Genomic DNA, 26,982 nt, shown 5'->3' with positions numbered 1-26,982 from the left:
CAGGTGCATGACGGGTGTGCAGGCCGAAGCTATCTCCCGAACTCGCTGGCCAGCAATGGCTTCCGCCGATGAGGCGACGACTTCGTGGTCCTGACGTACCGATTTTCGAAAGAAGTCGGACAGGTTGAACCGGTCCGCGCGTGCCGCCGTGACGTTGAGCAGGGAGCGCGAGCACGATCGAGCCCCCTTTTGGATCACGCCCGAAGGGCACTAACATCGCCGCCCGGTTTACGTGATCCACATCACTACCCTCACCATCGCATCCGCAACGCGAGGAGACTCCGTGGCAACCGACGCACCGCCCCCCTCGAAGTCAGAACACCGACTCCCCTCGACCGAGGAGTTCGTCGAGGTGCAGGAGAGCGCGGAGTTCGGTGAACTGCGCCGCTCCTACCGCTCCTTCGCCTTCCCCCTGACCGTCGCCTTCATCGCCTGGTACCTGCTGTACGTCCTGCTGTCGAACTACGCGGGCGACTTCATGGGCACCAAGCTGTTCGGCAACATCAACGTCGCCTTCGTCTTCGGCGTCGCACAGTTCGTCACCACGTTCCTCATCGCCTGGTGGTACTCGCGGCACGCTGCCGCGAAGCTCGACCCCAAGGCCGAGGCCATCAAGTCCCGGATGGAGGGCGGCGCATGAGCCCCGTACAGCAGACTTTCCTCGCCGCGAACGAGGCCAGCGAGCACCGGCCGCTGATCATCACCCTGTTCGCGCTGTTCGTCCTGGCGACGCTCGGCATCACCGTCTGGGCGGGCCGCCAGACCAAGGACGCGGCCGACTTCTACGCGGGCGGGCGCCAGTTCAGCGCCTTCCAGAACGGCCTCGCCGTCTCCGGCGACTACATGTCGGCCGCCTCGTTCCTCGGTATCGCGGGCGCGATCGCCCTCTTCGGGTACGACGGCTTCCTGTACTCCATCGGCTTCCTGGTCGCCTGGCTGGTCGCCCTGCTCCTGGTGGCCGAGCCGCTCAGGAACTCCGGCCGCTACACCATGGGCGACGTGCTCGCGTACCGCATGCGCCAGCGCCCGGTCCGCACGGCGGCCGGTACGTCCACGATCGTCGTGTCGATCTTCTATCTGCTGGCCCAGATGGCGGGCGCGGGCGTCCTCGTCTCGCTGCTCCTCGGCATCACCTCGGACTTCGGCAAGATCCTCATCGTCGCCCTTGTCGGCGTCCTGATGATCGTGTACGTCTCCATCGGCGGTATGAAGGGCACCACCTGGGTGCAGATGGTGAAGGCCGTGCTGCTGATCGGCGGCACGATCCTCATTACGTTCCTGGTGCTGCTGAAGTTCAACTTCAACATCTCCGACCTGCTCGGCACCGCCGCCGAGAACAGCGGCAAGGGCGCCGCCTTCCTGGAGCCCGGCCTCCAGTACGGTGCGAGCGGCACCACCAAGCTGGACTTCATCTCCCTCGGCATCGCCCTGGTGCTCGGCACCGCCGGTCTGCCGCACATCCTGATCCGCTTCTACACGGTGCCCAACGCCAAGGCCGCCCGGAAGTCCGTGAACTGGGCCATCGGCATCATCGGCGGCTTCTACCTGATGACCATCGCCCTGGGCTTCGGCGCCGCCGCGCTGATCTCCCAGGACGAGATCATCGCCTCCAACCCCTCCGGCAACACGGCCGCCCCGCTGCTCGCCCTGCACCTGGGCGGCGTCGACTCGGCCTGGGGCGCGATCCTGCTGGCCACGATCTCGGCGGTGGCCTTCGCAACCATCCTCGCCGTGGTCGCCGGTCTCACCCTGGCCTCGTCGTCCTCCTTCGCGCACGACATCTACGCCAACGTCATCCGCAAGGGGAAGGCCACCGACAAGGAGGAGATGAAGGCGGCCCGCTGGGCGACCGTCTTCATCGGCATCGTCTCCATCGCCCTCGGTGCCCTCGCCCGCGACCTCAACGTGGCCGGCCTGGTCGCCCTGGCCTTCGCGGTCGCGGCGTCCGCCAACCTGCCGACGATCCTCTACAGCCTGTTCTGGAAGCGGTTCACCACCCAGGGCGCCCTGTGGTCGATCTACGGCGGTCTGATCGTGGCCGTCGGCCTGGTGCTGTTCTCGCCCGTCGTCTCCGGCGACCCCAAGGCGATGTTCCCCGACGTCGACTTCGCCTGGTTCCCGCTGAAGAACCCGGGCATCATCTCCATCCCGTTCGGCTTCTTCATGGGCTGGCTGGGCACGGTCCTGTCCAAGGAGGAGCCCGACACCGGCAAGTACGCCGAGCTGGAGGTGCGGTCCCTGACCGGCACCGGCGCCCACTGATCGCCACCCCGGTACGCGGCCGCGTCGTAGGCCTCTGTGGAGGTCCCTACGACGCGGCCGCACCGTACCTGTGTGATCAGGCCGCTGTGGCTGTCACTGCCGTCGCGTAGGCTCACAGGTGTCGGACAATGTGCTCCGCTGTGTGTGATCCGCTGCGAGGGAGGGGGCCTGCGTGCTCATCGACACCTATGGCCGGGTGGCCACCGACCTGAGGGTCTCGCTCACCGACCGGTGCAACCTGCGCTGCACGTACTGCATGCCCGAGGAGGGCCTGCAGTGGCTGGCCAAGCCCGATCTGCTCACGGACGACGAGATCGTCCGGCTGATCGACATCGCGGTCACCGCCCTGGGTATCGAGGAGGTCCGCTTCACCGGCGGCGAGCCGCTGCTGCGGCCCGGACTGGTGGGCATCGTGGAGCGCGTCGCCGCGCTGGAGCCGCGCCCGCAGATGTCCCTGACCACCAACGGCATCGGCCTGAAGCGCACCGCGGCCGCTTTGAAGGCGGCGGGCCTGGACCGGGTGAACGTCTCCCTGGACACCCTGCGCCCGGACGTCTTCAAGACGCTGACCCGCCGGGACCGGCACCGGGACGTCATCGAGGGTCTGCACGCCGCCCGGGAGGCGGGCCTGAACCCCGTCAAGGTGAACTCGGTCCTGATGCCCGGGCTCAACGACGACGAGGCCCCCGACCTGCTCGCCTGGGCCGTCGAGCACGACTACGAGCTGCGCTTCATCGAGCAGATGCCGCTGGACGCCCAGCACGGCTGGAAGCGCGACGGCATGATCACCGCGGGCGACATCCTCGCCTCGCTGCGCACCCGCTTCGAGCTGACCGAGGAGGGCTCCGCGAAGCGTGGCTCGGCCCCGGCCGAACGCTGGCTGGTCGACGGCGGCCCGCATGTGGTCGGCGTCATCGCGTCCGTCACCCGCCCGTTCTGCGCGGCCTGCGACCGCACCCGCCTGACGGCCGACGGCCAGATACGCAACTGCCTGTTCGCCCGCGAGGAGACCGACCTGCGCGCCGCCCTGCGCTCCGGTGCCCCCGACGAGGAGATCGCCCGCATCTGGCGCCTGGCGATGTGGGGCAAGAAGGCAGGCGCGGGCCTGGACGACCCGACGTTCATCCAGCCGGACCGCCCGATGTCGGCGATCGGCGGCTGAGGCCTTCGGCCTTACGCGCCCGGGGGCGCTTCCCAGTCCTCGAACTTGACGACGTCCTTCAAAAACCCCCGAACCCCGAGAAACTGCGAAAGATGCTCCCGATGCTCCTCGCACGCGAGCCACGTCTTCCGCCGCTCCGGCGTATGAATCTTCGGGTTGTTCCAGGCCAGCACCCATACGGCAGTCGCACGGCAGCCCTTGGCGGAACAGATCGGGGTCTCGTCACTCACAGGTTCGTCTCACCACTGCGCAGAAAAGGCGACGCCGAGCAGCCACGGGGGGAGCTGCCCGGCGTCGGTCCGTCGCTCCGACGGGGGATGCGGAGCGCGTACGAAGTATGTCACGGGTAACCGCTTGCCGTGCACTGGAACAACATGATTGATCTGAGCTTTTCCTGAGCTTGGCGCAGATCTTATTCGGGCCGTCCGCGCGCCGGATCGCCCACGACGTCTTCGGGGACGTCTTCAGGGGCGGATTCCGGGACGGGTTCCGTGAACCCGTCGTCCTCGTCACGCGGTGGCGCGAGCATCGGCCGGGGCTGTACGGCCACGAACGTCGACGGCAGTGACGGCACGTTCTCCCGCCCGGCGTTGGCGATCACCACCGCGATATAGGGCAGCACCGCGCCGAGCACCAACGCCACGATCGCGACGTGCCGTTCCACGTTCCAGAGCGTGGCGGCCAGGATCACCGAGACCGTACGGACCGACATCGAGATGACGTACCGGCGCTGCCGGCCGCGGACGTCATCCTGGAGGCCCTGCCGGGCTCCGGTGATCCGGAACACCTGGGCGTTACCGCCGTCACCATGCTTCCGCATCACATTCCACCATCCGCCCGCATCGGACCTCTCCCTGGCCTGTCCCAGCTCCGCACCGGGCGGGAACCGGGGCCGGACAGCCCCCACGTTACGCCGCCCCTGCGCCGCCTACGAGACCGGGTACCCGCCCTGCCTGCGCGAACGGCATCCGCAGGGGCGCGTACGGTCCACCCGACATGCGCCGTACGGGGGACCGGCCGAAACTGGGTGTAATGCTCACGTCGAGCCGTACGAGGAGGCAGCCATGGGCTGGTTGTGGGCGATCATCGTGGGATTCGTGCTGGGCCTGATCGCCAAGGCGGTCATTCCCGGTAAACAGCACAGCCCCCTCTGGCTGACCACCATCCTTGGCATGCTCGGCGCCATCGCCGGCAACGCCATCGCCCGGGGCTTCGGCGTCGACGAGACGCCCGGCATCGACTGGAGCCGCCATATCTTCCAGCTCGTCGCCGCAGTCGTCATCGTCTTCCTCGGCGACATGGCGTACATGCAGCTGAGGGGCGGCAAGCGGCGGGCCTGACAGACGTACGGCGCAGGGGGCGGCCTTCCGGTGCCGGAAGGCCGCCCCCTGCGCTCGCATACAGCCGCTCAGGCTCCCGTGACCTCGACCGCCGCCAGGTTCTTCTTGCCCCGGCGCAGCACCAGCCAGCGGCCGTGCAGCAGGTCCTCCTCGGCGGGGACCGCGTCCTCGGAGTCGACCTTCACGTTGTTCACGTAGGCGCCGCCCTCCTTGACCGTGCGGCGCGCCGCGGACTTGCTGGGCACCAGGCCCACCCCGGCGAACAGGTCCACGGCGGGAGCCAGCTCGGCGACCTGGATGTGCGGCACCTCGGACAGGGCCGCGGCCAGCGTCCCGGCGTCCAGTCCGGTCAGCTCGCCCTGGCCGAAGAGGGCCTTGGACGCGGCGATCACGGCGGCCGTCTGGTCGGCGCCGTGCACCAGCGTCGTCAGCTCCTCGGCGAGCGCACGCTGTGCGGTCCGGGCCTGCGGACGCTCCTCCGTCTGCTGCTCCAGCTCCTCCAGCTCCGCACGGGACCTGAACGACAGGATCCGCATGTACGTGGAGATGTCCCGGTCGTCCACGTTCAGCCAGAACTGGTAGAACGCGTACGGCGTCGTCAGCTCCGGGTCGAGCCAGACGGCGCCGCCCTCCGTCTTGCCGAACTTGGTGCCGTCCGCCTTCGTCATCAGCGGCGTCGCCAGGGCGTGCACGTTGGCGTGCGGCTCCAGCCGGTGGATCAGGTCGAGGCCGGCCGTGAGGTTGCCCCACTGGTCGCTGCCGCCCTGCTGGAGCGTGCAGCCGTACCTCCGGTACAGCTGGAGGAAGTCCATTCCCTGCAGGATCTGGTAGCTGAACTCGGTGTAGCTGATGCCCTCGGAGGACTCCAGGCGCCGGGCGACGGAGTCCTTGGTCAGCATCTTGTTGACGCGGAAGTGCTTGCCGATGTCGCGCAGGAACTCGATCGCGGACAGGTTCTGCGTCCAGTCGAGGTTGTTGACCATGACGGCCGCGTTCTCACCCTCGAAGGACAGGAACGGCTGGATCTGGCCGCGCAGCTTCTCGACCCAGCCGGCGACCGTCTCCGGATCGTTCAGCGTGCGCTCCGCCGTGGGGCGCGGGTCGCCGATCAGGCCCGTGGCGCCGCCCACCAGCGCCAGCGGCCGCAGACCGGCCTGCTGGAGCCGCCGCATGGTGAGCACCTGCACCAGATGCCCCACATGCAGCGACGGCGCGGTCGGGTCGAAGCCGCAATAGAACGTGACGGGACCGTCCGCGAGCGCCTTGCGCAGTGCTTCCTCGTCGGTGGAGAGGGCGAACAGCCCCCGCCACTTGAGCTCGTCGACGATGTCCGTCACGGTTCTCGTGTCTCCTTGGATGATCTTCGGGCAGTCGGGTGACCGCCGCATACGAGGTTATACGCCCCGACTGACAGAGCTCATATTGAAATCGGGCACCCGCAGCGCAGGCATGGCAGCCCGGGTGAACCAGTCGCTCCACTCCCGCGGCAGCGTCTTCTCGGTCCGCCCCGCCTCCGTGGCCCGGCCGAGCAGGCCGACCGGTGACTCGTTGAACCTGAAGTTGTTCACCTCGCCGACGACCTCGCCGTTCTCCACGAGGTACACCCCGTCCCGGGTCAGGCCGGTCAGCAGCAACGTCGCCGGGTCGACCTCGCGGATGTACCAGAGGCAGGTCAGCAGCAGTCCGCGCTCGGTGCTCGCGACCATCTCCTCCAGGGAGCGGCCCTCGCCCCCGTTCTCCAGGATCAGGTTGTCGATCCCCGGCGCCGGCGGCAGCCCGGACATCCCGGCGCTGTGCCTGCTGGTGATCAGATGCTTCAGCTCGCCCTGGCCCACCCACTCGGTGGGGGCCAGCGGCAGCCCGTTGTCGAACACCGACGAGTCGCCGCTGGAGGAGTGCGCGAGCACGAAGGGCAGCGCCTCCAGGCCGGGCTCGTTCGGGTCGCTGCGCAGGGTCAGCGGCAGCTCGGTCAGCTTCTCGCCGACGCGCGTGCCGCCGCCGGGCTTGGAGAACACCGTCCGGCCCTCGGCCGCGTCCCGGCCCGACGCCGACCACATCTGGTAGATCAGCAGGTCCGCGACCGCGGTCGGCGGCAACAGGGTCTCGTACCGCCCGGCGGGCAGCTCGATGCGCCGTTCCGCCCAGCCCAGGCGTACGGCCAGTTCGGCGTCGAGCGCGGCCGGGTCGACGTCCTTGAAGTCCCGGGTCGACCGGCCCGCCCACGCCGAGCGCGTACGGTCCGGCGACTTGGCGTTCAGCTCCAGCGTCCCGTTGGGCTGGTCGTGGCGCAGCCGCAGCCCCGCCGACGTACCGAGGTAGGTGGAGGTCAGCTCGTGGTTGGCGAAGCCGTACAGCTCGCGTCCGCCGGCACGCGCGCGTGCGAACGACTCACCCAGCGCCGGCGCGAAGTCGGCGAAGACGGCGGACGAGGTCTCGGCGGGCGCGTCTGTGAAGTCCGGCGACTGAGGCACACCCGTGACCAGCGGCTGCGCGTCCTCGGCCGGACCGGCGCCCCGCGCGGCGGCCTCCGCGGCCCGCACCAGCGGCTCCAGCTCGTCCACGGTCACCGCGGACCGCGACACCACCCCGGACGCCGTGCCCTCCTTGCCGTCGACGGTCGCGATCACGGTGAGCGTGCGCCCGCGCGTGACGCCGTTGGTGGTCAGCGCGTTGCCCGCCCAGCGCAGGTTGGCGGTCGACTGCTCGTCGGCGATCACGACACAGCCGTCGGCCCGGGACAGCTCCAGGGCCCGCTCGACGATCTCGTGCGGCTTGCTCGTGGGGGCGCTCATCGACCGGCCTCCTGCGTGGTGTTCAGAATGCTGACTCCCCTGAAGAGGGCGGACGGGCAGCCGTGCGACACGGCGGCGACCTGGCCGGGCTGGGCCTTGCCGCAGTTGAAGGCGCCGCCCAGGACGTACGTCTGAGGACCACCGACGGCCGTCATGGAACCCCAGAAGTCGGTGGTCGTGGCCTGGTAGGCGACGTCCCGCAACTGCCCGGCGAGCCGCCCGTTCTCGATCCGGAAGAAGCGCTGCCCGGTGAACTGGAAGTTGTAGCGCTGCATGTCGATGGACCAGGACCGGTCCCCGACGACGTAGATGCCGCGCTCGACGCCGCCGATGAGATCCTCGGTCGACATCCCGGCGGGATCCGGCTGCAACGACACGTTGGCCATGCGCTGCACCGGCACATGGCCGGGGGAGTCGGCGAACGCGCAGCCGTTGGACCGCTCGAAACCGGTCAGCTTCGCGATCCGCCGGTCCAGCTGGTAGCCGACCAGCGTGCCGTCCTTGACCAGGTCCCAGGTCTGTCCCTCGACGCCCTCGTCGTCGTAGCCGATGGTCGCGAGGCCGTGCTCGGCGGTGCGGTCCCCGGTGACGTTCATCAGCTCGGAGCCGTACTTGAGCTTGCCGAGCTGATCGAAGGTGGCGAAGGAGGTGCCGGCGTAGGCGGCCTCGTAGCCGAGCGCCCGGTCCAGCTCGGTGGCGTGCCCGATGGACTCGTGGATGGTCAGCCAGAGGTTGGAGGGGTCGACGACGAGGTCGTACACGCCCGCCTCCACGCTCGGCGCGCGCATCTTCTCGGCCAGCAGCTCGGGGATCTGCGCCAGCTCGGCGTCCCAGTCCCAGCCGGTGCCCGTGAGGTACTCCCAGCCGCGCCCGACGGGCGGCGCGATGGTGCGCATGGAGTCGAACTCGCCGCTCGACTCGTCGACCGACACGGCGGTCAGCTGCGGGTGCAGCCGCACGCGCTGCTGCGTGGTCACGGTGCCGGCCGTGTCGGCGTAGAACTTGTTCTCGTGCACGGTGAGCAGCGAGGCGTCGACGTGGTCCACCCCGTCGGCGGCGAGCAGCCGCATGCTCCACTCGGTCAGCAGCCCGGACTTCTCCTCGTCGGGCACGGTGAACGGATCGATCTCGTACGAAGAGATCCACGTCTTCTCGGCATGCACGGGCTCGTCGGCGAGCTCCACCCTCTCGTCCGACCCGGCGGCCTTGATCACCTGGGCGGACAGCTTCGCCATCGCCACCGCCTGACTCGCCACCTTGGCGGCGGCGTCCATGGTCAGGTCCACACCGGACGCGAACCCCCACGTCCCGCCGTGCACGACCCGCACCGCGTATCCCAGGTCGGTGGTGTCCGACGACCCGGACGGCTTGCCGTCCCTGAGCCGCCAGGACGCACTGCGCACCCGCTCCAGCCGGAAGTCGGCGTGCTCCGCACCCAGCGCACGCGCGCGTGCCAGCGCGGCGTCGGCCAGGGCGCGTAGCGGAAGCGCCGTGAAGGCTTCGTCGATGGTATGTGGCACCTGGGTCTCTTCCTGTTGGTGTGACCGGTGGTTGCTCCGATCATGTCGCGTCGGCGGGGGCGCGGGCCACACGTTTGCGTCCGGCGTACGCAGCTTTCTGTAGGGATCCAACAGTGAGTCCCCTGCGCCACTGTCGGCGCCCGAATGTCACGGACCGCTGGCCGAACGATAGGTTTTCGGTGAAGCCGCCTGTCATCCAGGTGTTCGGGCGGGGGTATCAGACCGCTATCGAAAGGGTGATCCGTTGAGCCGCTCGGTTCTCGTCACCGGAGGCAACCGGGGCATCGGCCTCGCCATCGCCCGCGCTTTCGCCGACGCCGGCGACAAGGTTGCGATCACGTACCGTTCGGGGGAGCCGCCGGCCGCCCTCACCGAACTGGGCTGCCTCGCCGTCAAGTGCGACATCACCGACCCCGAGCAGGTGGAGCAGGCCTACAAGGAGATCGAGGCCGAGCACGGCCCCGTCGAGGTGCTGATCGCCAACGCCGGCATCACCAAGGACCAGCTCCTGATGCGCATGTCCGAGGAGGACTTCACCTCGGTCGTCGACACCAACCTCACCGGCACCTTCCGCGTCGTCAAGCGTGCCAACCGGGGCATGCTGCGCGCCAAGAAGGGCCGCGTCGTCCTGATCTCCTCGGTCGTCGGTCTGTACGGCGGCCCCGGCCAGGCGAACTACGCCGCCTCCAAGGCCGCCCTGGTCGGCTTCGCGCGTTCCCTCGCCCGTGAGCTGGGCTCGCGCAACATCACCTTCAACGTCGTCGCGCCCGGCTTCGTCGACACCGACATGACCAAGGTGCTCACCGACGAACAGCGCGCCACCATCGTGTCGCAGGTGCCGCTCGGCCGGTACGCGCAGCCCGAGGAGGTCGCCGCGACGGTGCGGTTCCTCGCGTCGGACGACGCCTCGTACATCACTGGAGCCGTCATTCCCGTTGACGGCGGACTGGGAATGGGTCACTGATCACCATGAGCGGAATTCTCGAGGGCAAGCGCGTCCTGATCACCGGAGTGCTGACGGAGGCCTCCATTGCCTTCCACGCCGCCAAGCTGGCCCAGGAGCAGGGCGCCGAGGTCATCCTCACCGCGTTCCCGCGGCCCACGCTGACCGAGCGCATCGCCAAGAAGCTCCCCAAGCCCACCAAGGTCATCGAGCTCGACGTCACCAACGACGAGCATCTCGGGCGCCTGGCCGACGTCGTCGGCGAGGAGCTCGGCGGTCTGGACGGCGTCGTCCACTCCATCGGTTTCGCCCCGCAGGACGCGCTCGGCGGCAACTTCCTCAACACGCCGTTCGAGTCGGTCGCCACGGCCATGCACGTCTCGGCGTTCTCCCTGAAGTCGCTGACGATGGCCTGCCTGCCGCTGATGCAGAACGGCGGCTCGGTCGTCGGTCTCACCTTCGACGCCCAGTTCGCCTGGCCGCAGTACGACTGGATGGGCCCGGCCAAGGCCGCCCTGGAGGCGACCAATCGCTACATGGCGCGCGACCTGGGCAAGCAGAACATCCGCTGCAACCTCATCTCGGCGGGCCCGCTCGGCTCCATGGCCGCCAAGTCCATCCCGGGCTTCGGCGAGCTGGCCTCCGTGTGGGACACCCGCTCCCCGCTGGAGTGGGACCTGAAGGACCCGGAGCCGGCCGGCCGCGGTGTCGTCGCCCTGCTGAGCGACTGGTTCCCGAAGACCACGGGCGAGATCATCCACGTCGACGGCGGCCTGCATGCCATCGGCGCCTGATCACCGCTGATCAAGGGCTCGCATCCCACCGGGTGCGGGCCCTTCGCGTGTCCCCCGTTCGGTCCATCCGGCCGGGCGGGGGCGGGTCACAACCGGGCACGCTGGAGTTCGCGTTCACCACGCGTCCCTCCCCAGCACGGCCGAGGAGGTCCCCTTGTGCGCCTGTACTGCAGCCTGGCCTCAGTGACCGTCGCCGTAGCTCTCCTCATGCTCCTTCCGTACGGCGCGATGCCCCACGCGCGCGTGCCGGCCGACGAACCGACGGCTGCGCCCTTCGGCGCCGAGTGCCGGACGAGCATCCAGGGCTCCCATGTGGTGGCCCACTGCCACAATCCCTACGTGGACACCGATCGCGTCCAACTGCACATCGAGTGCGACCGTTGGTGGGACCTCGACACCGACAGCGCCCCCGTGGACGCCGGGCCCGCGATGACCGTGCGGCTCACCGGCCGCTGCTGGAAGGAAGTCGCCTCGGTGTGGGTCAGCCACCAGAACCGGGGGAGCTGAGCCGGCCCGGACGGCACTGGAACGGATAGCCCGCGGCCTCGGTCGCCGCCGTCTCGGCGTCGCCCGCGCGGATGGCGTCCAGGAGCCGTGTGTGGTCCATGTACGTCTCCGGTGTCAGCTTCTCGCCGACGTCCTCGCGCAGCCAGTCCCGCAGCACCTCGCCCAGGTCCGCGTACATCGCGGTCATGACGTCGTTGTGGGAGGCGGCCACCACCGCCAGGTGGAAGGTGGCGTCCGCCGCCACGAACGCCTCCGTGTCACCCGACTCCCAGGCTTCCTCGCGCCGCCGCAGCAGCGTGTCGAGCTGCTTGAGGTCCTTCTCGGTGCGCCGCTCGGCGGCGAGCTTCGCGGCGGCCGACTCCAGCGTGGAACGCAGCTCGGCGATGTGCCGCGGGTCTGCGCCCGCGAAACGGCGGTGCATCACGCCCGCCAGCTCGCTGGTCGCCACGACGTACGTGCCGGAACCCTGGCGGATGTCCAGCAGGCCGTTGTGCGCCAGCGCCCGGACGGCCTCGCGGACCGTGTTGCGGGCGACGCCGAGCTGTTCGACCAGTTCGGGCTCCGTCGGGATGCGGGAGCCGACCGGCCACTCGCCCGAGGCGATCTGGTTGCGCAGCTCGGCGATGACCTGCTCGGACAGTGCCGAACGGCGGGGGTGGCTCAGGGGCATGGCCCACCTTCGCACGGAACGGGCGGCAGCGGACCGCAGAGGGATGGACAACCAATCATCCCATGATTCTATGATGGGCCTATGGCGGCGAGCGAGGAAACCCGGACGAGGACGCACCCGGACGTAAGCGGTCCGGCAACCAGCCCGCCGGCGACGGTGGGGGAGAGGTCCCCCGCGCGCGCGTGGACCATGCGCCTGGTCGTCCTCGGCATCGTCCTCTCCGCGCTGAACCTCCGCCCCGCCATCACCAGCCTCGGCGCGCTCCTCGAAGAGGTCCGCGACGGGCTCGGCATGAGCGGCAGCGTGGCCGGCCTGCTCACCTCGGTACCGCCGCTCTGCTTCGCCGTCTTCGGCGTCATGGCACCGCGGCTGGCCCGCCGCTTCGGCCCCGGCGCCGTGGTCTGCGCCGGAATGGCGGCCATCACCGCGGGCCTGATCGTCCGGCCGTACACGGGCGGCACGGCCGGTTTCCTGGCCGCCAGCGCCCTCGCCCTCATGGGCATCGCGGTCAGCAACGTGCTGATGCCGGTCATCGTCAAGCGCTGGTTCCCGGACCGGGTCGGCTCGATGACCGGCCTGTACTCGATGGCGCTCGCCCTCGGCACCTCGGCCGCGGCCGCGGTGACCGTGCCCATGACCGAGGTGCTGGGCGGCAGTTGGCAGTCCGGGCTCGCACTCTGGGCCGTGCCGGCCGCGGCGGCCGTACTCCCGTGGATCGCCCTCGTACGGGACCGGAGGGCGACGTCCGCCGGAGAGGCGGCCGACCGGCAGGAGCACGCGCGCGAGGACGCTTCCGCGCTGCGGATCACCCGGAGCCGCACCGCCTGGGCCCTCGCCGTCTTCTTCGGGCTCCAGGCCACCGCCGCCTACATCACCATGGGCTGGATGGCCCAGATCTTCCGCGACGCGGGCGTTGCCGCGGGCACGGCCGGGCTGCTCCTCGCCGTCACCATGGTGATGGGCGTGCCGCTGGCCTTCGTCATCCCCCGGCTCGCCACGCGACTGCCCCAGCAGGGGCCGATCGTGCTCGCGCTGGGCGTCTGCGGACTCGCTGGTTACGCCGGCCTGTACTTCGCGCCGGCCGGCGGCGCCTGGGCCTGGGCCCTGCTGCTCGGTGTGTCCAACTGCGCCTTCCCGCTGGCCCTCACCATGGTCGGGATGCGCGCCAGGACGGGCGCGGGCGTCGCCCAGCTGTCGGGCTTCGCGCAGAGCACCGGCTATCTGATCTCCATCCCGGGGCCGCTCCTGGTGGGCGTGCTCTACCAGCACAGCGGCGGCTGGGGGCTGCCCATCGCCCTCATGGCCGGCCTGATGATCCCCCAGATGGCGGTGGGTGTCCTCGCGGGCCGCAACCGCACGGTGGAGGCGGAGGCGGCCCGCTGACCCCGGCGGAGGAGGCGCGGGCGCGGGGTGGGAGACTTGCCGCATGCCAGTGCTCGATCCGAACCCCCAGAACGGCCAGAAGAAGATGCTGCTCGTCTTCGGCTCGTTCTTCGCCATCTTCGTGATCATCGCCATCGTGGCGTCGATCGCCGCGCCGTGACCCCTTGCCCCTCTGTGTCGCCATGGTGGTGCTAGCCCCCCATCCCTTAGGGGGTGAGGGTCAGGGTCAAGTGGGTGGATCACCGGATGGGTTGGCGGCTCTTGTTTCCGTAGCTTCGAACTGTGGCCGCGCGACGCGGACCACGACCCATCGAGGACGGACCCACGGAGGCATCATGTCGGCCCGCACGCACACCCGGCCCCACCCGGCGACCACGGGCCGCGTCGACATCCGGCTGCCCTGGTGGGCCCTTGCCCTGCCGGTAGTCGCCTTCGTCGCGCTGCTGGGCCTGATGCTGAACCCCTCCGACGCCCACGCGGCGACCGGCGAGCCCGCCGTCACCCACCTCGTCGAGCGTGCCCAGCAGCTGATGGCCCGCTGAGCACGGGCGAAGCCGCCCGTCAACTCCCTGCGCCCCATGGCCTGTTTTCATGCGAAGCTGGATCTCATGAGCGTCGCAGAACCCCGCAGGATTGTCCTCTTCCGGCATGCGAAAGCCGACTGGCCACAGGTGAACGACCACGAGCGGCCGCTCGCCGAGCGGGGCCGCAAGGACGCCGCCGTCGCCGGACGCAAGCTGGCCGACTCCGGTATCCCCTTCGACCTGGCCCTCTGCTCCACCGCGATCCGGACCCGCGAAACCTGGAAGCTCGCCGTCCACGAGTTCTCGCAGCGGCCGAAAACCGTCTACGAGGAGCGGATCTACGAGGCCTCGCCCGGCGAGCTGATCGCCGTACTCAACGAAACCCCCGACGACGCGCAGAACGTTCTCCTGATCGGCCACAACCCCGGCGTGCAGGGACTCGCCGAGGTCCTGGCGGGCTCCGCCGACGAGGACGCCCGGGAGCGGATGAGCCGCCGCGGCTTCCCGGCCGCCGCCTTCGCCGTGCTGACCTTCACCGGCTCCTGGAAGACCCTGGAACCGGGGGCGGCCACCCTGCTCGACTACTGGGCGCCGTCCGAGTGATCCCGTCCAGGTGAAGGGCCCCGGCACGCTCGCAGTGCCGGGGCCCTTCCCTGCGGCGGTGGGCTCAGTCCTCGTCGTGCGTGTCCGCCGCCTCCACCTCTTCACGGGTCACGCCCAGCAGATACAGGACCGTGTCCAGGAACGGCACGTTCACCGCCGTGTGCGCCGCCTCGCGCACCACCGGCTTGGCATTGAAGGCGACCCCGAGCCCCGCAGCGTTCAGCATGTCCAGGTCGTTGGCGCCGTCGCCGATCGCCACGGTCTGCGCCAGCGGTACGCCTGCCTCCGCGGCGAACCGGCGCAGCAGCCGCGCCTTGCCCGCCCGGTCCACGATCTCGCCGATGACCCGGCCGGTCAGCCTGCCGTCGACGATCTCCAGCGTGTTGGCCTGCGCGAAGTCGAGCCCCAGCCGCTCCTTGAGGTCATCGGTGACCTGGGTGAACCCGCCCGAGACAACGCCCACTTGGTACCCGAGCCGCTTCAGCGTCCGGATCAGCGTGCGCGCGCCCGGCGTCAGCCGCACCTCGCTGCGCACCTTCTCCACCACCGACGCGTCCAGCCCCTTGAGCAGCGCCACGCGCGCGTGCAGCGACTGCTCGAAGTCCAGCTCCCCGCGCATCGCGGCCGCCGTCACCTCGGCGACCTCGGCCTCGCAGCCGGCGTGCGCGGCGAAGAGCTCGATCACCTCGTCCTGGATGAGCGTGGAGTCCACGTCCATCACGACCAGGCGCTGAGCGCGCCGGTGCAGGCCCGCAGCGACGACCGCCACGTCCACGCCGAGCGCCGCGGCGTCCATGACCAGGGCGGTGCGCAGCGGCTCGGTCTCCACGCCCGACACCGCGAACTCGACCGCTGTCACGGGGTACTTGGCGAGCCGGAAGATACGGTCGATGTTGCCGCCGGTCCTGGTGATCCGGCCGGCGATCGCGGCCGTCGCCTCCGCGGTGAGCGGATGCCCCAGCACCGTCACCAGCGACCGGCCGAGGCCGCGCGGCCGGTTGTCGCCACGGCCGGAGATGATCTCCGCCTGCATCTTCATGGACTCCGCCCAGCTGTGGACGGTCGCCCGCAGATCGCCCTCCAGCCCGCGGGGAGGCTCGGTCACGAGCGCGCACAGCACGATCCGGCCGCGCGTGACGACCTGCTCGATGTCGACCACGTCGACGGAGTAGGCGGCGAGGGTGTCGAAGAGTCCGGCCGTGATGCCCGGCCTGTCCTTGCCGAAGATCTTGACAAGGAGAGTCGGGACGTCAGAGGTCTGCGAAGCGCTCATGGTGTTCCCACCGTAACCGGCACCCCGTGCCTGTCGCCCCTGAGGTCCGCTTAGCGGACACGGAACAGTGGATAACACTGGATGTCGCTCCGGTGGCGCGCACCCGACGAGTCGGCCACGACCGAGCCACCCGCGCCGGTCGGCCCGGCCTCCGCCCGCCCCTCCGGCGGCCGCTTCCCGGACGACCCGGACGACGGCGGTCCCGGACGCCGCGGAGCCGGATCGAAGGGCCGGGCGACGGTGGCAGAGCCATCGCCCGACGTGGTCGACACGACCGAGCCATCCGCCCCGGTCGGCCCGGCCTCCGCCGTCCTGCGGCTCACCGCGGCGGGCCCTTGGGCCGCCCCGGCGGCGGAGGGCCGGGCGGCGGGTGTGGTGGCCCCTCCGGCGGCCGCTTCCCGAGCGACCCGGACGACGGCGGTCCCGGACGCCGCGGAGGCGGATCGAAGGGCCGGGCGACCGTGGGAGCGCCGTACACGTCGTCGCCCCGCGGAGCCCCCTCGGGCCGTACGTCCTCGCGCTCCCGCAGCCCCTCCGGCACCCGCAGATAGGGATTGGTGTCAGGGTTCGGCGGCCGGTACGGCGTACTGGGCGCATACGGCCCCGACCCCCGCAGGAACGGGCGCCCCCCGCCCCGTCACCGCGTGCCAACGGCGCCGCCTGCCGCCCGCGGCCCCGGTCGCGTACGCCAGCAGCGCGCCGACGGCACCCGCCCCCGCGCCCACAGGGCGCCGAGCAGCAGCGCCATCCCGAGGTGCCCCTGCAGTTCGACCCCCGCCCCGAACGCGTCGAACCCCAGCACGGACAGCGAGGCGTCCAGGGACACCTCCGTCAGCAGGCCGAGCAGCGGCAGCGCCAGCGCGGTCACGACCCCCAGCCGCAGCGCACACCGCCCGGCGAAGCCGAGGGCGCCCTGATCACGTACCGGCGTCCGCACCCCCTGCAACACGCCCGCCAGCAGCATCATCAACGCCGCCGCCACGCCGAGCAGCCACACCCGCCCGTCCAGCTCGGCCAGCCGCCCCAGCGTGACCGGCTGGTCGGAGTCGACGAGCAGGTCGTCCAGCGGATCCGGCAGAAAACGGGTCAGCGCTCCCGAGGCCTCCCCGTCCCACGGCACGAACAGCCCGAGGGGAATCCCCAGCCACACGCCGTTCGGCGCGCCAAGCAGCGCGGCCCCCGCGATCCGCTTCGGGTGGTCGTCGCCGATCGCCGCGTAGGCCGCCGCCGCGAGCCCGGCCGCCACGGCCACCAGCAGCACCGCGACCAGCGCCGACACGGCCGGCCGTACGACCCGGTGCACGGCCTGACAGCCGCGCGGCAGGGGAGTGCGGCGCGAGGCCAGCAGGGCGATCAGCAGGACCCCGGCCGACCAGCCCAAGCCGCCCAGCAGCGTGGGTGCGGTGTCCACGGTGAACCCGACCGCCGCCTGAGCGTCGATGAGGTCGCCGACCCGGTCGGGCAGCAGACCGCCGATGTCCCCGACGTCCCCGAGCCCGGGGATCTCGATGCCGTCGGAGCCCGAGCCGCCGGGCAGCTCGTCCAGCCCCAGGGAGCCGCCGTCGATCGTGATGACGTCGTGCCCCGCCCAGGCCAGCCCGCCCAGCGTCGCCACGAACAGAGCGACCACCGCGCCCGCGCGCGCGAGGAGTTCGGCCGGGGCGACCACAACTCCCGCCGTACGCAGGGACCGTAAGAAGAACCAGGACAAAAGGAGCGCACCGACCAGACTCACACCCAGTGGCGTGATCTCGAGGGCCGTCGTGGCCTCGGCGCCTGACAGTCCGAACGCGGACACATCTCCCGACGGCGTGACCGAACCCCCCGCCCCGAGCGCCACGACCGCCGCGGTCATCGGCCCCAGCGAACCGGCCGAGTCCGCCTCCAGCAGATGCAGCCCGAGTGCCGCCGTGCCCGCCATCCCGATCAACGCCCAGCTCACGGAGGCGATCGCGGACAGCAGGATGTCGACCCACGGCAGCTTCCTGCCGTACTCCGCGCTCTCGGCGTTCTCGCCGCTCATGGCAGACCCCCCGATCCGCGGCACGGTGTCGCCACCGTGCATGTCCCCCTCGCGTGGGATTACCACTCTCCGGGCCGGTTTCAACCCCGTCAACGGGACGAGTCGTTGCGCCCGTACGCGGTCTTCACAAGGCCCGACTTTCGGTCAGGGGGACGCTCCTGAAATAGTTCCCCCCGATGTTCGACATCCCTAGACTCCCTGTGATGGGGGTAACTCGGGGGACAACTCAGTGGGGCATGGAGTGCCGGAACTCGTACTGCAAACCAATGGACGAACCTGGACGCTCGACGCGTCCAGGGCATACACACTCGGACGCGATCCGCAGGGAGACATCGTGTTCGACGACGCCAGGGTCTCCTGGCGGCACGCCACGGTCAGCTTCAACGGCCGCAGTTGGGTCATAGAAGACCATGGCAGCACCAATGGCACGTTCGTGCAGGGGCAGCGGATCCACCAGATGGAGATCGGCCCCGGCTCGTCCGTCAACCTGGGCAACGCGACCGACGGACCGCAGCTGAACCTGTCCGGCGACGCGGCGGCTGTCGCACCTCAGGCACAGCCCCAGCAGCAGCCGTACGCCGCTCAGGGCGCCAATCCTGGCTGGTCCCAGCAGGCGCCGCAGCAGGCGCCGCAGCAGCAGGCCCCGCAGGCCGGCTGGCAGCAGCCTCAGCAGGCCGCTCCGCAGATCCCGCACCAGCAGGGCCCCGGTGGTGGCGCGGGGGCGCCGCCGGTCTACGGCGACCGCAGCCCGACCACGTTCCACCAGTTCGCGCTCGGCCGCGTCATGCGCATCGGCCGCGCCCTGGAGAACGACCTGGTCGTCTCCGACCTCCAGGTCTCCCGCAACCACGCGGAGTTCCACTCGACGCCCGACGGTCGCATGGAGATCCGCGACCTGGGATCGCACAACGGCACGTACGTCAACGGCCAGCCGATCCCCAAGGGCGGATCCCAACTGCTCGGCCCGACCGACATCGTGGGCGTCGGCCACTCGACGTTCCGCATCGTCGGCGACCGGCTCGAGGAGTTCGTCGACACCGGTGAAGTCAGCTTCTCCGCCCGCCACTTGACCGTCACGGTCGACGGCGGCAAGCAGATCCTCAAGGACGTCTCCTTCGGCGTCCCGGAGAAGTCGCTGATCGCGGTGATCGGCCCGTCCGGCTCCGGCAAGTCGACCCTGCTCAAGGCGCTCACCGGCTACCGGCCCGCCAACCAGGGCGAGGTCCTGTACGACAACCGGAACCTCTACAAGCAGTTCGCCGAGCTGCGCCAGCGCATCGGTCTGGTCCCGCAGGACGACATCCTGCACAAGGAGCTGACCGTCAAGAAGGCCCTCAAGTACGCGGCCAAGCTGCGCTTCCCCGCCGACACGACGGCACAGGAACGCGAGGCCCGGATCGACGAGGTGCTGCGCGAGCTGAAGCTCGACATCCACAAGGACAAGAAGGTCACGTCCCTGTCCGGCGGCCAGCGCAAGCGTGTCTCGGTCGCCCTGGAGCTGCTCACCAAGCCGTCGCTGATCTTCCTCGACGAACCGACGTCCGGCCTCGACCCGGGCATGGACCGCGATGTCATGCAACTGCTGCGCGGCCTCGCCGACGACGGCCGTACGGTCCTCGTCGTCACCCACTCCGTGGCCGAACTGGCACTGTGCGACAAGCTCCTCGTGATGGCCCCGGGCGGTTCGGTCGCCTACTTCGGTCCGCCCGAGGAGGCGCTGAACTTCTTCGGCTACGACACCTGGGCCGACGTCTTCTCCGCCTTCGAGAACTACCGCGACTACGACTGGGCGGGCCGCTGGAAGGGCTCGCAGCACTACCAGATGTACGCCGCGGACATCGACGCCGTCGCCGCACAGTCCGTACAGATGCCGCCGATGCAGGCGATGAAACCGCCGAAGCCGCAGGGCTGGATGTCCCAGTTCGTCACCCTGGTGCGCCGCTACGTCTCGGTGATCGCCTCCGACCGCGGCTTCCTGGCGCTGATGCTGATCCTGCCGGCCGTGCTCGGCGCGGTGAGCCTGCTCATCGACCCCGACAACGGCCTGCTGCCCAACCCGGCCAACCCGCAGACCGGGCGCATCATCCCGAACGGGACGGCCACCACGGTCCTGCTGATCCTCGCGGTCGGCGCCTGCTTCGCCGGCGCCGCCAACTCCGTCCGCGAGCTGATCAAGGAACGGGTGATCTACGAGCGGGAGCGCGCGACCGGCCTGTCCCGGTCCGCGTACCTCATGTCCAAGGTGTTCGTGCTGGGCATGATCACTGTGCTGCAGGGCCTGCTGGTCGGCGTCATCGGCTTCTCCAGCCGGGAGCTCCCGGAGGAGGGCCTGGTCCTCGGCGGGCTCACGCTCGTGGAGCTCTCCCTGCCGATCATGGCGCTGGGCTTCACCTCGATGATGTTCGGTCTGATCATCTCGTCCCTGGTGAAGACGGCCGAGAAGACCATGCCGCTGCTGGTCATGTTCGCGATCATCCAGGTCGTCTTCACGGGCTGCCTGTTCGCCCTGAACGGCACGGTCGGCGTCAACCAGTTCTCGTACCTGATGCCGTCCCGCTGGGCGGTCGCCGCCGCGGGTGCCACGCTGGACTTCAACAAGATCAGCCCGCCCGAGGAGGGCGCCGACAACGACCCGCTGTGGGAGCACTCCGTCGGCACATGGGGCATGGACATGGCCGCCCTGCTCGCCCTCGGGGTGATCTGCGGCTTCTTCGTGGCCCGCTTCCTGCGCCGCCACGAGCCCGAGGTCATGCGCAAGTAGGCGCGTGCAAGGAGTTCGTACGACGCCGAAGGGCGGCACCCGGTCAGGAGGGGTGCCGCCCTTCGGCGTGCGCGACCGGAGGTCCGCGCCGGCCTCGGTCCGCGCGGTTTCGTCAGTACGCGCCGAAGACGTTGTCGATCGAGCCGTACTTGTCGGCCGCGTAGTTGGCGGCGGCGGTGATGTTGGCGACCGGGTCGTAGATGTTCCAGGACGTGCCGGGGACGTGGTACGCCTTGAAGGTCGGCGGGATCACCTGGAGCAGGCCCTTGGACGGGACGCCGTTGACGGCGTTGATGTCCCAGTTGTTGATGGCGTTCGGGTTGCCCGAGGACTCCCGCATGATGTTGCGGTGCAGACCGTTGTAGGAGCCCGGGATGCCCTTGCTCTTCATGATGTCCAGCGACTGCCGGATCCAGCCGTCGAGGTTGTTGGCGTAGGTCGCCTTCGCGGCGACCTGCTGGACCTGGACACGCTGCACGGACCGGCTCGCGGCCTCCTTCGCCTGACGCGCCAGCTCCGCCTTCCGCTCAGCGGCGGCCTTCATCGCGGCTGCGGCCTTCTTCTTGGCGGCGGCTTCGGCGGCTGCGGCCTTCTTCTTGGCGGCGGCTTCGGCGGCGGCCTTCTTCTTCGCCTCGATCGCCTCGACCTTCACACTGGCAACCGCCAGCTGGTCGGTGACGCTGGCCTTGACGTCCTTGACCCGCTCGGAGCTGTAGGCCACCGGGGACGCGGAGGCGGCGTCGATCGTGGTCGTCTGCCCGCCCGAGGGAACTGCCGAGAACGCGAGGGTGGCGGCGCCGAGCGTGGCGACACCGGCGAGGGCGATCTTGTGGTTCTTGGTCAGCGCGCGAGCACGCTCGCGAAGCTTGGTGTTCTTGGGCATGGCTGATGGACCTCTTCGAATAGCGCGGAGGTCGCTCTACGTCCAGCGGGGGAATCGGTTCTTCCCGCACGAACGCCGCGGGCCGAAACCCACGGCGCTGAGCGACGGCAGCCATTGTTAGCGGCCGCAAAATTTCCAGGCAAAGGTGTGACGTACTACCCCGCGTAGTAGATACCGAAATGACAAAACGGGACAGATTGGACCATCTGTCCCGCTCGGCGTGAGGGGGTTTATCTCCTATGCACCTTCGTACGTGATCTGCACCCTATGCGCGGGCTCACATGGACCGCGCAACGGTCTCACCAACAGTTGCGTGAGAAATGCTCTGCGTGAGCACCTTCTGCCGGAAGCAGGAGATGCACGTCTCCGAACTCGTGCCACAGGTAGCGTCCGCGCAGGGCCTCCTCGTACCCGCGGTCGATCGCCGCCCGCCCCGCGACCGCCTCCAGCATCAGCAGATGCGAGGCCTCCGGCTCGTGCAGCCCCGTCAGCAGCCCGTCCACCACCCGCACCCCGTGCTCCGGGGTGACGACGAGATCCGTCCACCCTTCACGCGCGTGTACGACCCCGTCGGCTCCGACCGCCGACTCCACGGCCCGCACGGCCGTCGTCCCGACGGCGACGACCCTGCCGCCCGCCCGTCTCCCGCCACCACCCTTCCAAGGAAGCGCTTCGCGCCTTTTCTGATCGGCCTTGACCGCATTGATCAGCCGAGCCGACGCCCCCGACACGGCGAAACGCTCGGGATACGGCGACTCGTGTGCCTCCGCCGACGCCACCCCTGTGTGCAGTGTCACAGGCGCGAACTGCACACCTCGGCTCACCAGCTCCGTCACCATCCGCACCGTGAAGGGCCGCGCCGCACTCGGCATCTCCGCACTGCCCGCCCCGTCGGCCGACGGCAGCGCGAACACCGTCTGGTAGACGGACAACGGCTGGTCCCGCTCCGTATAGGAGTAACGAATCGGCCGCCCGTGCGCCCGCAGCATCCCAAGGACCCCCGCCCCGGACGGCCGCGCCCACCACAGCCGCTCGCCCCGTGCACTGAGTGGCTCCTCCACCACCAGCCGCACGCCCCCGGGCAGCCGCACCTCTGTCCCCGCAGGGCCGCCCGCACGCGCGCGCGTGGTGCCCTTCCTGTCCGGATCCCGCAGCTCGACCGCCCACCGCCCGTCGTCCCCGCGCGTCGAGAAATGCACCACCACGCGCGCGTGCCCGATCCGCCCGTCCACCGCGGCGGCCAGGGTCGGCGATGTGTTGACGACCAGCAGATCCCCCGCCCGCAGCAACCGCGGCAGCTCCACGAACGCGTGATGCGACACCTCCGCGCCCCGCGACACCAGCAGCCGTACGGCATCCCGGTCCAGTCCCGGCCCCCGCTGCTCCACCGGCACCCGCGCGGACAACTCCTCCGGCACCCGGACGGCCGGCGTCATCGATCCCCCTCCAGCAGGGCCGGCGCACCGTAGCGGCCGCTCACCGGCCGTTCGTCCAGCAGCCGCAGGAACGCCGGCACCACACCGGCGGGCTCCGGCCTCGGATCACCGTCGTCCGGTACAGCCGCCGCGTACAGGTCCGTGGCCATGTCACCGGGGTCGACCGCCCAGACCCGCAGCCCCGGCTCCTCCACGGCCAGCACCGCTGCGAGATGGTCCAGAGCCGCCTTGGACGCCCCGTAGCCGCCCCACGTCTCGTACGGCTCGGCGGCCGCGTCCGAGCTGACGGCGATCACCGCCCCCGCCTCGGCCGCCTTCAGCAGCGGCAGCGCCTCCTGCACCAGGCCCAGCGCGGCCACCAGGTTCACCTCCAGCGCCCGCCGCAGCCCGTCCAGCGGCAGCTCCTGCAGGCGTACGAGCGGCTCGGCGCCCAGCGCGCTCGCGTTGCTCACCAGCAGATCGACGCCGCCCAGCTTCCAGGCCGCCGCCACCAGCCCGGCCCGATGCCCGGCGTCCGTGACATCGCCGGGCAGGGCCTCCACCCGGGTCCCGTACGCCGCGAGCGCCGTCGCCGTCTCCCGCAGTGCCTCGGCCCCACGGGCGTCGAGCACCAGATCCCAGCCGCGCCCGGCGAGGGCCTCGGCGAGCGCCCGCCCCAGCCCCCTCGATGCCCCCGTGATGATCGCTACCGGCATGACACACGTCCCCTCGTCCTGGACGCCGCTCGATCGGCGTGCCCTCAACGTAGGAACCGGACCGCCCGCCCCGCCTCGGCCGCGGGCCGCAGACCGTCGGGGCCCTTCGACCTAATCCACCCGGCCACAACCCCGGTCCTAGGCCCACCGTCCTAGGCGGCTGCCGTCACCGGTCCGATCCGCGGTGTCACAGCCCGCCGGTACCGTGAGGGCATGAGTCACGGCCCCCGGTCCGGCCTCGCCGCGGTGAGCTCCGCGCTGCTGGCCATGAGCAGGCACCTCGAGGTGCGCGACGTCCTCAAGACGATCGTCGCCTCGGCCCGCGAGCTGCTCGACGCGCAGTACGCCGCGCTCGGCGTCCCGGACGACCACGGCGGGTTCGCGCAGTTCGTGGTCGACGGGGTCAGTGACGACCAGTGGCGGGCCATCGGCCCCCTCCCGCGCCAGCACGGCATCCTCGCCGCGATGCTCCACGACGCGAAGCCACAGCGCCTCGGCGACGTCCGCACCGATCCGCGCTTCGAGGGCTGGCCCTCGGCCCATCCCGAGCTGTCCGACTTCCTGGGCCTGCCCATCCGAGACGGCGACGAGGTCATCGGCGCACTGTTCCTGGCAAATAAAAACTGCTCCAAACCGCAAGGCGGCTGCGGATTCACCGCGGACGACGAGGAACTGCTGGCCATCCTCGCCCAGCACGCCGCGATCGCCCTGACCAACGCCCGCCTCTACGAACGCAGCCGCGAGCTGACCATCGCCGAGGAGCGCTCCCGCCTCGCCCACGAACTGCACGACGCGGTCAGCCAGAAACTGTTCTCCCTGCGCCTGACGGCACAGGCCGCCGCGGCCCTCGTCGACCGCGACCCGGCCCGCGCCAAGGGCGAACTGCAACAGGTGGCCGCACTCGCTGCCGAGGCCGCCGACGAACTGCGCGCCGCCGTCGTCGAACTGCGCCCCGCAGCCCTCGACGAGGACGGCCTCGTCGCCACCCTCCGCACCCAGATCCAGGTCCTCGACCGCGCCCACACCGCGCATGTGACCTTCACCGGCCGAGGTGTGCGCGCCCTGCCCGCCGCCCAGGAGGAGGCCATGCTGCGGGTCGCCCAGGAGGCCCTGCACAACGCCCTGCGGCACTCCGGGGCCGACCGGGTCGACGTGACCCTGGAGAGGCGCGGCAGCGGTGCCGTCCTGCGGGTCACGGACGACGGCAGCGGCTTTGAACCCCGCACGGTGCGCCGGGCGGGACGCCACCTCGGTCTGGTCTCCATGCGGGACCGGGCGAGCGGGATCGGCGGCACGCTCACTGTGGAATCGGCGCCCGGAAAGGGCACCACCATCGAGATGGAGGCCCCCGGTGGCTGAAGCGATCAAGGTGCTGCTCGTCGACGACCACCAGGTGGTCCGCCGGGGTCTGCGTACCTTTCTCGAGGTGCAGGACGACATCGAGGTGGTGGGTGAGGCCGCCGACGGCGCCGAGGGCGTCGCCCGCGCCGAGGAGCTCAAGCCCGACATCGTTCTCATGGATGTCAAGATGCCCGGCATGGACGGCGTCGAGGCGCTGCGCAGACTCCGCGAGCTGGACAATCCCGCGCGCGTGCTGATCGTCACGAGCTTCACCGAGCAGCGCACGGTGGTCCCGGCCCTGCGCGCGGGCGCCGCCGGTTATGTGTACAAGGACGTCGATCCCGATGCGCTGGCCGGCGCCATCCGCTCGGTGCACGCGGGGCACGTCCTGCTCCAGCCCGAGGTGGCAGGCGCCCTGCTGTCCCAGGAGGAGGCCAACTCCGGCCCGGGCAGGGCGGGTTCGCTCACCGAGCGGGAACGCGAGGTGCTCGGCCTGATAGCCGACGGCCGTTCCAACCGCGAGATCGCCCGCGCGCTGGTGCTGTCCGAGAAGACGGTGAAGACCCATGTCTCGAACATCCTGATGAAGCTCGACCTGGCGGACCGCACCCAGGCGGCACTGTGGGCCGTACGCCACGGGGTGACCGGCTGATCAGTACGCTCGTCCGGCAATACGGAGGGTTCCGCTCCGGGCTGAGATTCATACCGTCGTGGGAATGTCCCCCGAATGGCGCATCCTTCGTCGAACTCGGCCGTTCTTCAGTGCGTGCTGCGGCGACTGGCCGCGGCGATCGCATCAGAAGGGCTCAGAAGTGAAGAACCTGAAGAAGGCAGCGGCCGTGACGATGGTGGCCGGGGGGCTCATGGCTGCCGGTGCCGGAATGGCTTCCGCCACCGACGGCGCAACGGCCGACGGCAAGGCCGTGGGCTCGCCGGGTGTCCTCTCGGGCAACGTCGTCCAGGCCCCGGTGCACATCCCGGTGAACGCGGTCGGCAACAGCGTGAACGTCATCGGCGTGCTGAACCCGGCCTTCGGCAACCTGGGCATCAACCGCTGACGTCCACAGCAAAGCCGCAGTGACCTCCGGCCTCCCGGGTTCCCTCCGGGAGGCCGGTCAGTTTTGCCGCGTCGAGCCGCGGGCAGTCGTGCCGCCCAGGGCGGCAGGGGTGGGCGCGGGCGGCACCTCGTCAGCGCCGGGCTGCGCACCCACCCCCCGCCCCGCACCAACACCGGTCACCACAGCAACCGACCGACCCTCACCTCACGCCCCGCTCCCGCTCCTCCACAACGGAGTTGTACGCCGCGACCTGCGCCCGCCGAGCCACCCGCTCCACCGGCCGCAACGCCTCAGACCGCGCCGCCATCTCAGATGCACTCACCGCACCCCCGTGCCCGTTCTCACACGCCACCGAGATCAGCATCCCCACCCGCTGCGCAAGCTCCAGCACCCGCACGGCCCGCCCCGGATACCCCGGCGCCAACGCCTCCCCCCCCGCTCGGCCCGCGCCCGATACGCATCGATCGCCGCCTCCGCCACCGGCCCCGACCCGGCCACGTCCAGCCGCGTCAGCACCTCGGTCGCCTCCCGCAGCGCCTCCGCCAGCTCCCGCTCCGCCTCCCCGAGCGACGGCACATCGGCCGGCGGCGCCTCCCGCACCGGCAGCACATGCCACACGACCTCGACATGGACATCACCGTCGGGCCCGGCCTCGTACACCTCCGGCACCAGCCCGAGCGCACCGCCGTGGCAGATCACCGCCTCCTCGGCGTCCAGCGCCCGCGCATTGAACTCCGGCGGCCCGCTCAGCCCCAGCGGATGCCCCGGCGCCGGCAGGGCGACCCGCAGCCCGGTCACTCCGAGCGCCCGCAGCCGCCCCAGCGCAAGTGTGAGCCCGACCGGCGCCGACTCACCCGGCAGCCCCTCCACCCGGTGCACGGCATCGTCCCCGACGATGGCGAGCACGGCGTCGTCCGGCGAAACAAGTCCGGCAAGAAGGGCATTTCCCCAAGCGGCAAGGCGCCCAGAGCGCGGTTCCGAAAGCATGCCTCCACCCTAAGTACCGGACCGA

25 protein-coding genes and 2 pseudogenes are annotated in these 26,982 nt (G+C 70.5%); 15 read left to right on the top strand and 12 right to left on the bottom strand.

The window, feature by feature from the left end:
* Positions 1 to 283: 283 nt before the first annotated feature.
* The 3 genes from StrepF001_RS05685 to moaA all read left to right on the top strand — a co-directional run bounded on the left by StrepF001_RS05685 (position 284) and on the right by moaA (position 3,424).
* Positions 284 to 640: a DUF485 domain-containing protein gene (locus tag StrepF001_RS05685; RefSeq protein ID WP_129797149.1), complete on the top strand. Its 357-nt coding sequence runs from the start codon at positions 284 to 286 to the stop codon at positions 638 to 640.
* On the top strand, positions 637 to 2,262 hold the full coding sequence (locus tag StrepF001_RS05680; protein ID WP_129797148.1) for a cation acetate symporter: 1,626 nt from the start codon (positions 637 to 639) through the stop codon (positions 2,260 to 2,262). Before StrepF001_RS05685 ends, StrepF001_RS05680 begins: the two co-directional genes overlap by 4 nt.
* A 172-nt stretch (positions 2,263 to 2,434) precedes the next feature.
* Complete coding sequence (gene moaA, locus StrepF001_RS05675) at positions 2,435 to 3,424, top strand: GTP 3',8-cyclase MoaA (RefSeq protein WP_129797147.1); 990 nt, start codon at positions 2,435 to 2,437, stop codon at positions 3,422 to 3,424.
* A gap of 11 nt (positions 3,425 to 3,435) precedes the next feature.
* Here moaA and StrepF001_RS05670 read toward each other — a convergent pair whose 3' ends face one another.
* The gene (locus StrepF001_RS05670; protein ID WP_129797146.1) at positions 3,436 to 3,654 is read right to left on the bottom strand and encodes a hypothetical protein; all 219 of its coding nucleotides are present in this window, start codon (positions 3,652 to 3,654) and stop codon (positions 3,436 to 3,438) included.
* Positions 3,655 to 3,836: 182 nt separating this feature from the next.
* Positions 3,837 to 4,244, bottom strand: a complete 408-nt coding sequence (locus tag StrepF001_RS05665) for a DUF3099 domain-containing protein (RefSeq protein WP_129797145.1) — start codon at positions 4,242 to 4,244, stop codon at positions 3,837 to 3,839.
* 244 nt (positions 4,245 to 4,488) lie between these two features.
* On the opposite strand from StrepF001_RS05665, the gene StrepF001_RS05660 reads away from it, so the two are divergent.
* Positions 4,489 to 4,764 carry a GlsB/YeaQ/YmgE family stress response membrane protein gene (locus StrepF001_RS05660; protein WP_129797144.1) on the top strand — a complete coding sequence of 92 codons (276 nt, stop codon included), beginning with the start codon at positions 4,489 to 4,491 and terminating at the stop codon, positions 4,762 to 4,764.
* A 68-nt stretch (positions 4,765 to 4,832) separates the two neighbouring features.
* Here the strand turns inward: StrepF001_RS05660 and tyrS are convergent, their stop codons facing one another.
* Genes tyrS through StrepF001_RS05645 form a run of 3 tightly spaced genes read right to left on the bottom strand, consistent with a single transcriptional unit; the run spans position 4,833 to position 9,076 of the window.
* The gene (gene tyrS / locus StrepF001_RS05655) at positions 4,833 to 6,101 is read right to left on the bottom strand and encodes a tyrosine--tRNA ligase (RefSeq protein WP_129797143.1); all 1,269 of its coding nucleotides are present in this window, start codon (positions 6,099 to 6,101) and stop codon (positions 4,833 to 4,835) included.
* Between the two features lie 57 nt (positions 6,102 to 6,158).
* Positions 6,159 to 7,556, bottom strand: a complete 1,398-nt coding sequence (locus tag StrepF001_RS05650) for a metallopeptidase TldD-related protein (RefSeq protein ID WP_129797142.1) — start codon at positions 7,554 to 7,556, stop codon at positions 6,159 to 6,161.
* Positions 7,553 to 9,076 (bottom strand): TldD/PmbA family protein, encoded by a 1,524-nt coding sequence (locus StrepF001_RS05645; RefSeq protein ID WP_129797141.1) that lies wholly within the window; start codon positions 9,074 to 9,076, stop codon positions 7,553 to 7,555. The genes StrepF001_RS05650 and StrepF001_RS05645 overlap by 4 nt, the downstream gene beginning before the upstream one ends.
* Before the next feature lie 244 nt (positions 9,077 to 9,320).
* Here StrepF001_RS05645 and fabG point away from each other — a divergent pair, with 244 nt between their 5' ends.
* From fabG to StrepF001_RS05630, 3 genes are all read left to right on the top strand, one after another.
* Positions 9,321 to 10,040: a 3-oxoacyl-[acyl-carrier-protein] reductase gene (gene fabG / locus StrepF001_RS05640; RefSeq protein WP_129797140.1), complete on the top strand. Its 720-nt coding sequence runs from the start codon at positions 9,321 to 9,323 to the stop codon at positions 10,038 to 10,040.
* Between the two features lie 5 nt (positions 10,041 to 10,045).
* Entirely contained in the window at positions 10,046 to 10,813 is a 768-nt protein-coding gene (gene fabI, locus StrepF001_RS05635) for an enoyl-ACP reductase FabI (protein ID WP_129797139.1), read from the top strand.
* A 156-nt stretch (positions 10,814 to 10,969) separates the two neighbouring features.
* A complete protein-coding gene (locus tag StrepF001_RS05630; RefSeq protein ID WP_129797138.1) occupies positions 10,970 to 11,320 on the top strand; it encodes a hypothetical protein in 351 nt (116 codons plus the stop codon).
* Here the strand turns inward: StrepF001_RS05630 and StrepF001_RS05625 are convergent.
* Positions 11,295 to 11,990, bottom strand: a complete 696-nt coding sequence (locus StrepF001_RS05625) for a FadR/GntR family transcriptional regulator (protein WP_129797137.1) — start codon at positions 11,988 to 11,990, stop codon at positions 11,295 to 11,297. The genes StrepF001_RS05630 and StrepF001_RS05625 overlap by 26 nt on opposite strands.
* Positions 11,991 to 12,071: 81 nt before the next feature.
* Here StrepF001_RS05625 and StrepF001_RS05620 point away from each other — a divergent pair, with 81 nt between their 5' ends.
* The 4 genes from StrepF001_RS05620 to StrepF001_RS05605 all read left to right on the top strand — a co-directional run bounded on the left by StrepF001_RS05620 (position 12,072) and on the right by StrepF001_RS05605 (position 14,500).
* Positions 12,072 to 13,373 carry a CynX/NimT family MFS transporter gene (locus StrepF001_RS05620; RefSeq protein ID WP_240797290.1) on the top strand — a complete coding sequence of 434 codons (1,302 nt, stop codon included), beginning with the start codon at positions 12,072 to 12,074 and terminating at the stop codon, positions 13,371 to 13,373.
* Positions 13,374 to 13,416: 43 nt separating this feature from the next.
* On the top strand, positions 13,417 to 13,533 hold the full coding sequence (locus tag StrepF001_RS49400; RefSeq protein WP_129797136.1) for an SGM_5486 family transporter-associated protein: 117 nt from the start codon (positions 13,417 to 13,419) through the stop codon (positions 13,531 to 13,533).
* A gap of 175 nt (positions 13,534 to 13,708) precedes the next feature.
* Positions 13,709 to 13,915: a hypothetical protein gene (locus StrepF001_RS05610; protein WP_129797135.1), complete on the top strand. Its 207-nt coding sequence runs from the start codon at positions 13,709 to 13,711 to the stop codon at positions 13,913 to 13,915.
* Between the two features lie 66 nt (positions 13,916 to 13,981).
* Positions 13,982 to 14,500, top strand: coding sequence for a histidine phosphatase family protein (locus StrepF001_RS05605; protein ID WP_129797134.1), 519 nt, complete (start codon positions 13,982 to 13,984; stop codon positions 14,498 to 14,500).
* A gap of 64 nt (positions 14,501 to 14,564) precedes the next feature.
* Here the strand turns inward: StrepF001_RS05605 and serB are convergent, their stop codons facing one another.
* Together serB and StrepF001_RS05595 are read right to left on the bottom strand one after the other, a co-directional pair.
* The gene (gene serB, locus StrepF001_RS05600; protein ID WP_129797133.1) at positions 14,565 to 15,773 is read right to left on the bottom strand and encodes a phosphoserine phosphatase SerB; all 1,209 of its coding nucleotides are present in this window, start codon (positions 15,771 to 15,773) and stop codon (positions 14,565 to 14,567) included.
* A gap of 319 nt (positions 15,774 to 16,092) precedes the next feature.
* A pseudogene (locus StrepF001_RS05595) lies at positions 16,093 to 17,796 on the bottom strand (streptophobe family protein).
* A 229-nt stretch (positions 17,797 to 18,025) separates the two neighbouring features.
* Between StrepF001_RS05595 and StrepF001_RS05590 the strand changes: the two are divergent.
* The gene (locus StrepF001_RS05590; protein WP_129797132.1) at positions 18,026 to 20,557 is read left to right on the top strand and encodes an FHA domain-containing protein; all 2,532 of its coding nucleotides are present in this window, start codon (positions 18,026 to 18,028) and stop codon (positions 20,555 to 20,557) included.
* A gap of 112 nt (positions 20,558 to 20,669) precedes the next feature.
* On the opposite strand, the gene StrepF001_RS05585 is transcribed toward StrepF001_RS05590, so the two are convergent.
* From StrepF001_RS05585 to StrepF001_RS05575, 3 genes are all read right to left on the bottom strand, one after another.
* Positions 20,670 to 21,440, bottom strand: a complete 771-nt coding sequence (locus tag StrepF001_RS05585; RefSeq protein WP_129797131.1) for a transglycosylase SLT domain-containing protein — start codon at positions 21,438 to 21,440, stop codon at positions 20,670 to 20,672.
* A 299-nt stretch (positions 21,441 to 21,739) separates the two neighbouring features.
* Positions 21,740 to 22,876 (bottom strand): S-adenosylmethionine:tRNA ribosyltransferase-isomerase, encoded by a 1,137-nt coding sequence (locus StrepF001_RS05580; protein ID WP_129797130.1) that lies wholly within the window; start codon positions 22,874 to 22,876, stop codon positions 21,740 to 21,742.
* Positions 22,873 to 23,571 carry an SDR family oxidoreductase gene (locus tag StrepF001_RS05575; RefSeq protein WP_129797129.1) on the bottom strand — a complete coding sequence of 233 codons (699 nt, stop codon included), beginning with the start codon at positions 23,569 to 23,571 and terminating at the stop codon, positions 22,873 to 22,875. Before StrepF001_RS05575 ends, StrepF001_RS05580 begins: the two co-directional genes overlap by 4 nt.
* Before the next feature lie 213 nt (positions 23,572 to 23,784).
* Between StrepF001_RS05575 and StrepF001_RS05570 the strand changes: the two genes are divergently transcribed.
* From StrepF001_RS05570 to chpE, 3 genes are all read left to right on the top strand, one after another.
* Positions 23,785 to 24,930 (top strand): GAF domain-containing sensor histidine kinase, encoded by a 1,146-nt coding sequence (locus tag StrepF001_RS05570; RefSeq protein ID WP_129797128.1) that lies wholly within the window; start codon positions 23,785 to 23,787, stop codon positions 24,928 to 24,930.
* Positions 24,923 to 25,564 (top strand): response regulator transcription factor, encoded by a 642-nt coding sequence (locus StrepF001_RS05565; protein WP_129797127.1) that lies wholly within the window; start codon positions 24,923 to 24,925, stop codon positions 25,562 to 25,564. Before StrepF001_RS05570 ends, StrepF001_RS05565 begins: the two co-directional genes overlap by 8 nt.
* A gap of 160 nt (positions 25,565 to 25,724) precedes the next feature.
* Entirely contained in the window at positions 25,725 to 25,970 is a 246-nt protein-coding gene (gene chpE / locus StrepF001_RS05560) for a chaplin ChpE (protein WP_129797126.1), read from the top strand.
* Positions 25,971 to 26,169: 199 nt separating this feature from the next.
* Here the strand turns inward: chpE and StrepF001_RS05555 are convergent.
* Positions 26,170 to 26,957 (bottom strand): annotated as a pseudogene (locus StrepF001_RS05555) (hypothetical protein).
* Between the last annotated feature and the right edge of the window lie 25 nt (positions 26,958 to 26,982).

The sequence above is a fragment of the Streptomyces sp. F001 genome, from assembly GCF_004187715.1.
Lineage (GTDB): Bacteria > Actinomycetota > Actinomycetes > Streptomycetales > Streptomycetaceae > Streptomyces > Streptomyces flavusporus.
The sequence above is the reverse complement of the archived record's forward strand: the minus strand, read 5'-3'. Positions and strand labels throughout refer to the sequence as shown.

Bases quoted from the DNA above. Each gene is read 5' to 3' on its own strand.
- StrepF001_RS05680 (WP_129797148.1), top strand. From the start codon at position 637: ATGAGCCCCGTACAGCAGACTTTCCTCGCCGCGAACGAGGCCAGCGAG.
- StrepF001_RS05665 (WP_129797145.1), bottom strand. From the start codon at position 4,244: ATGCGGAAGCATGGTGACGGCGGTAACGCCCAGGTGTTCCGGATCACC.
- StrepF001_RS05660 (WP_129797144.1), top strand. From the start codon at position 4,489: ATGGGCTGGTTGTGGGCGATCATCGTGGGATTCGTGCTGGGCCTGATC.
- StrepF001_RS05650 (WP_129797142.1), bottom strand. From the start codon at position 7,556: ATGAGCGCCCCCACGAGCAAGCCGCACGAGATCGTCGAGCGGGCCCTG.
- fabI (WP_129797139.1), top strand. From the start codon at position 10,046: ATGAGCGGAATTCTCGAGGGCAAGCGCGTCCTGATCACCGGAGTGCTG.
- StrepF001_RS05625 (WP_129797137.1), bottom strand. From the start codon at position 11,990: ATGCCCCTGAGCCACCCCCGCCGTTCGGCACTGTCCGAGCAGGTCATC.
- StrepF001_RS05620 (WP_240797290.1), top strand. From the start codon at position 12,072: ATGGCGGCGAGCGAGGAAACCCGGACGAGGACGCACCCGGACGTAAGC.
- StrepF001_RS49400 (WP_129797136.1), top strand. From the start codon at position 13,417: ATGCCAGTGCTCGATCCGAACCCCCAGAACGGCCAGAAGAAGATGCTG.
- StrepF001_RS05610 (WP_129797135.1), top strand. From the start codon at position 13,709: ATGTCGGCCCGCACGCACACCCGGCCCCACCCGGCGACCACGGGCCGC.
- StrepF001_RS05605 (WP_129797134.1), top strand. From the start codon at position 13,982: ATGAGCGTCGCAGAACCCCGCAGGATTGTCCTCTTCCGGCATGCGAAA.
- serB (WP_129797133.1), bottom strand. From the start codon at position 15,773: ATGAGCGCTTCGCAGACCTCTGACGTCCCGACTCTCCTTGTCAAGATC.
- StrepF001_RS05585 (WP_129797131.1), bottom strand. From the start codon at position 21,440: ATGCCCAAGAACACCAAGCTTCGCGAGCGTGCTCGCGCGCTGACCAAG.
- StrepF001_RS05580 (WP_129797130.1), bottom strand. From the start codon at position 22,876: ATGACGCCGGCCGTCCGGGTGCCGGAGGAGTTGTCCGCGCGGGTGCCG.
- StrepF001_RS05575 (WP_129797129.1), bottom strand. From the start codon at position 23,571: ATGCCGGTAGCGATCATCACGGGGGCATCGAGGGGGCTGGGGCGGGCG.
- StrepF001_RS05570 (WP_129797128.1), top strand. From the start codon at position 23,785: ATGAGTCACGGCCCCCGGTCCGGCCTCGCCGCGGTGAGCTCCGCGCTG.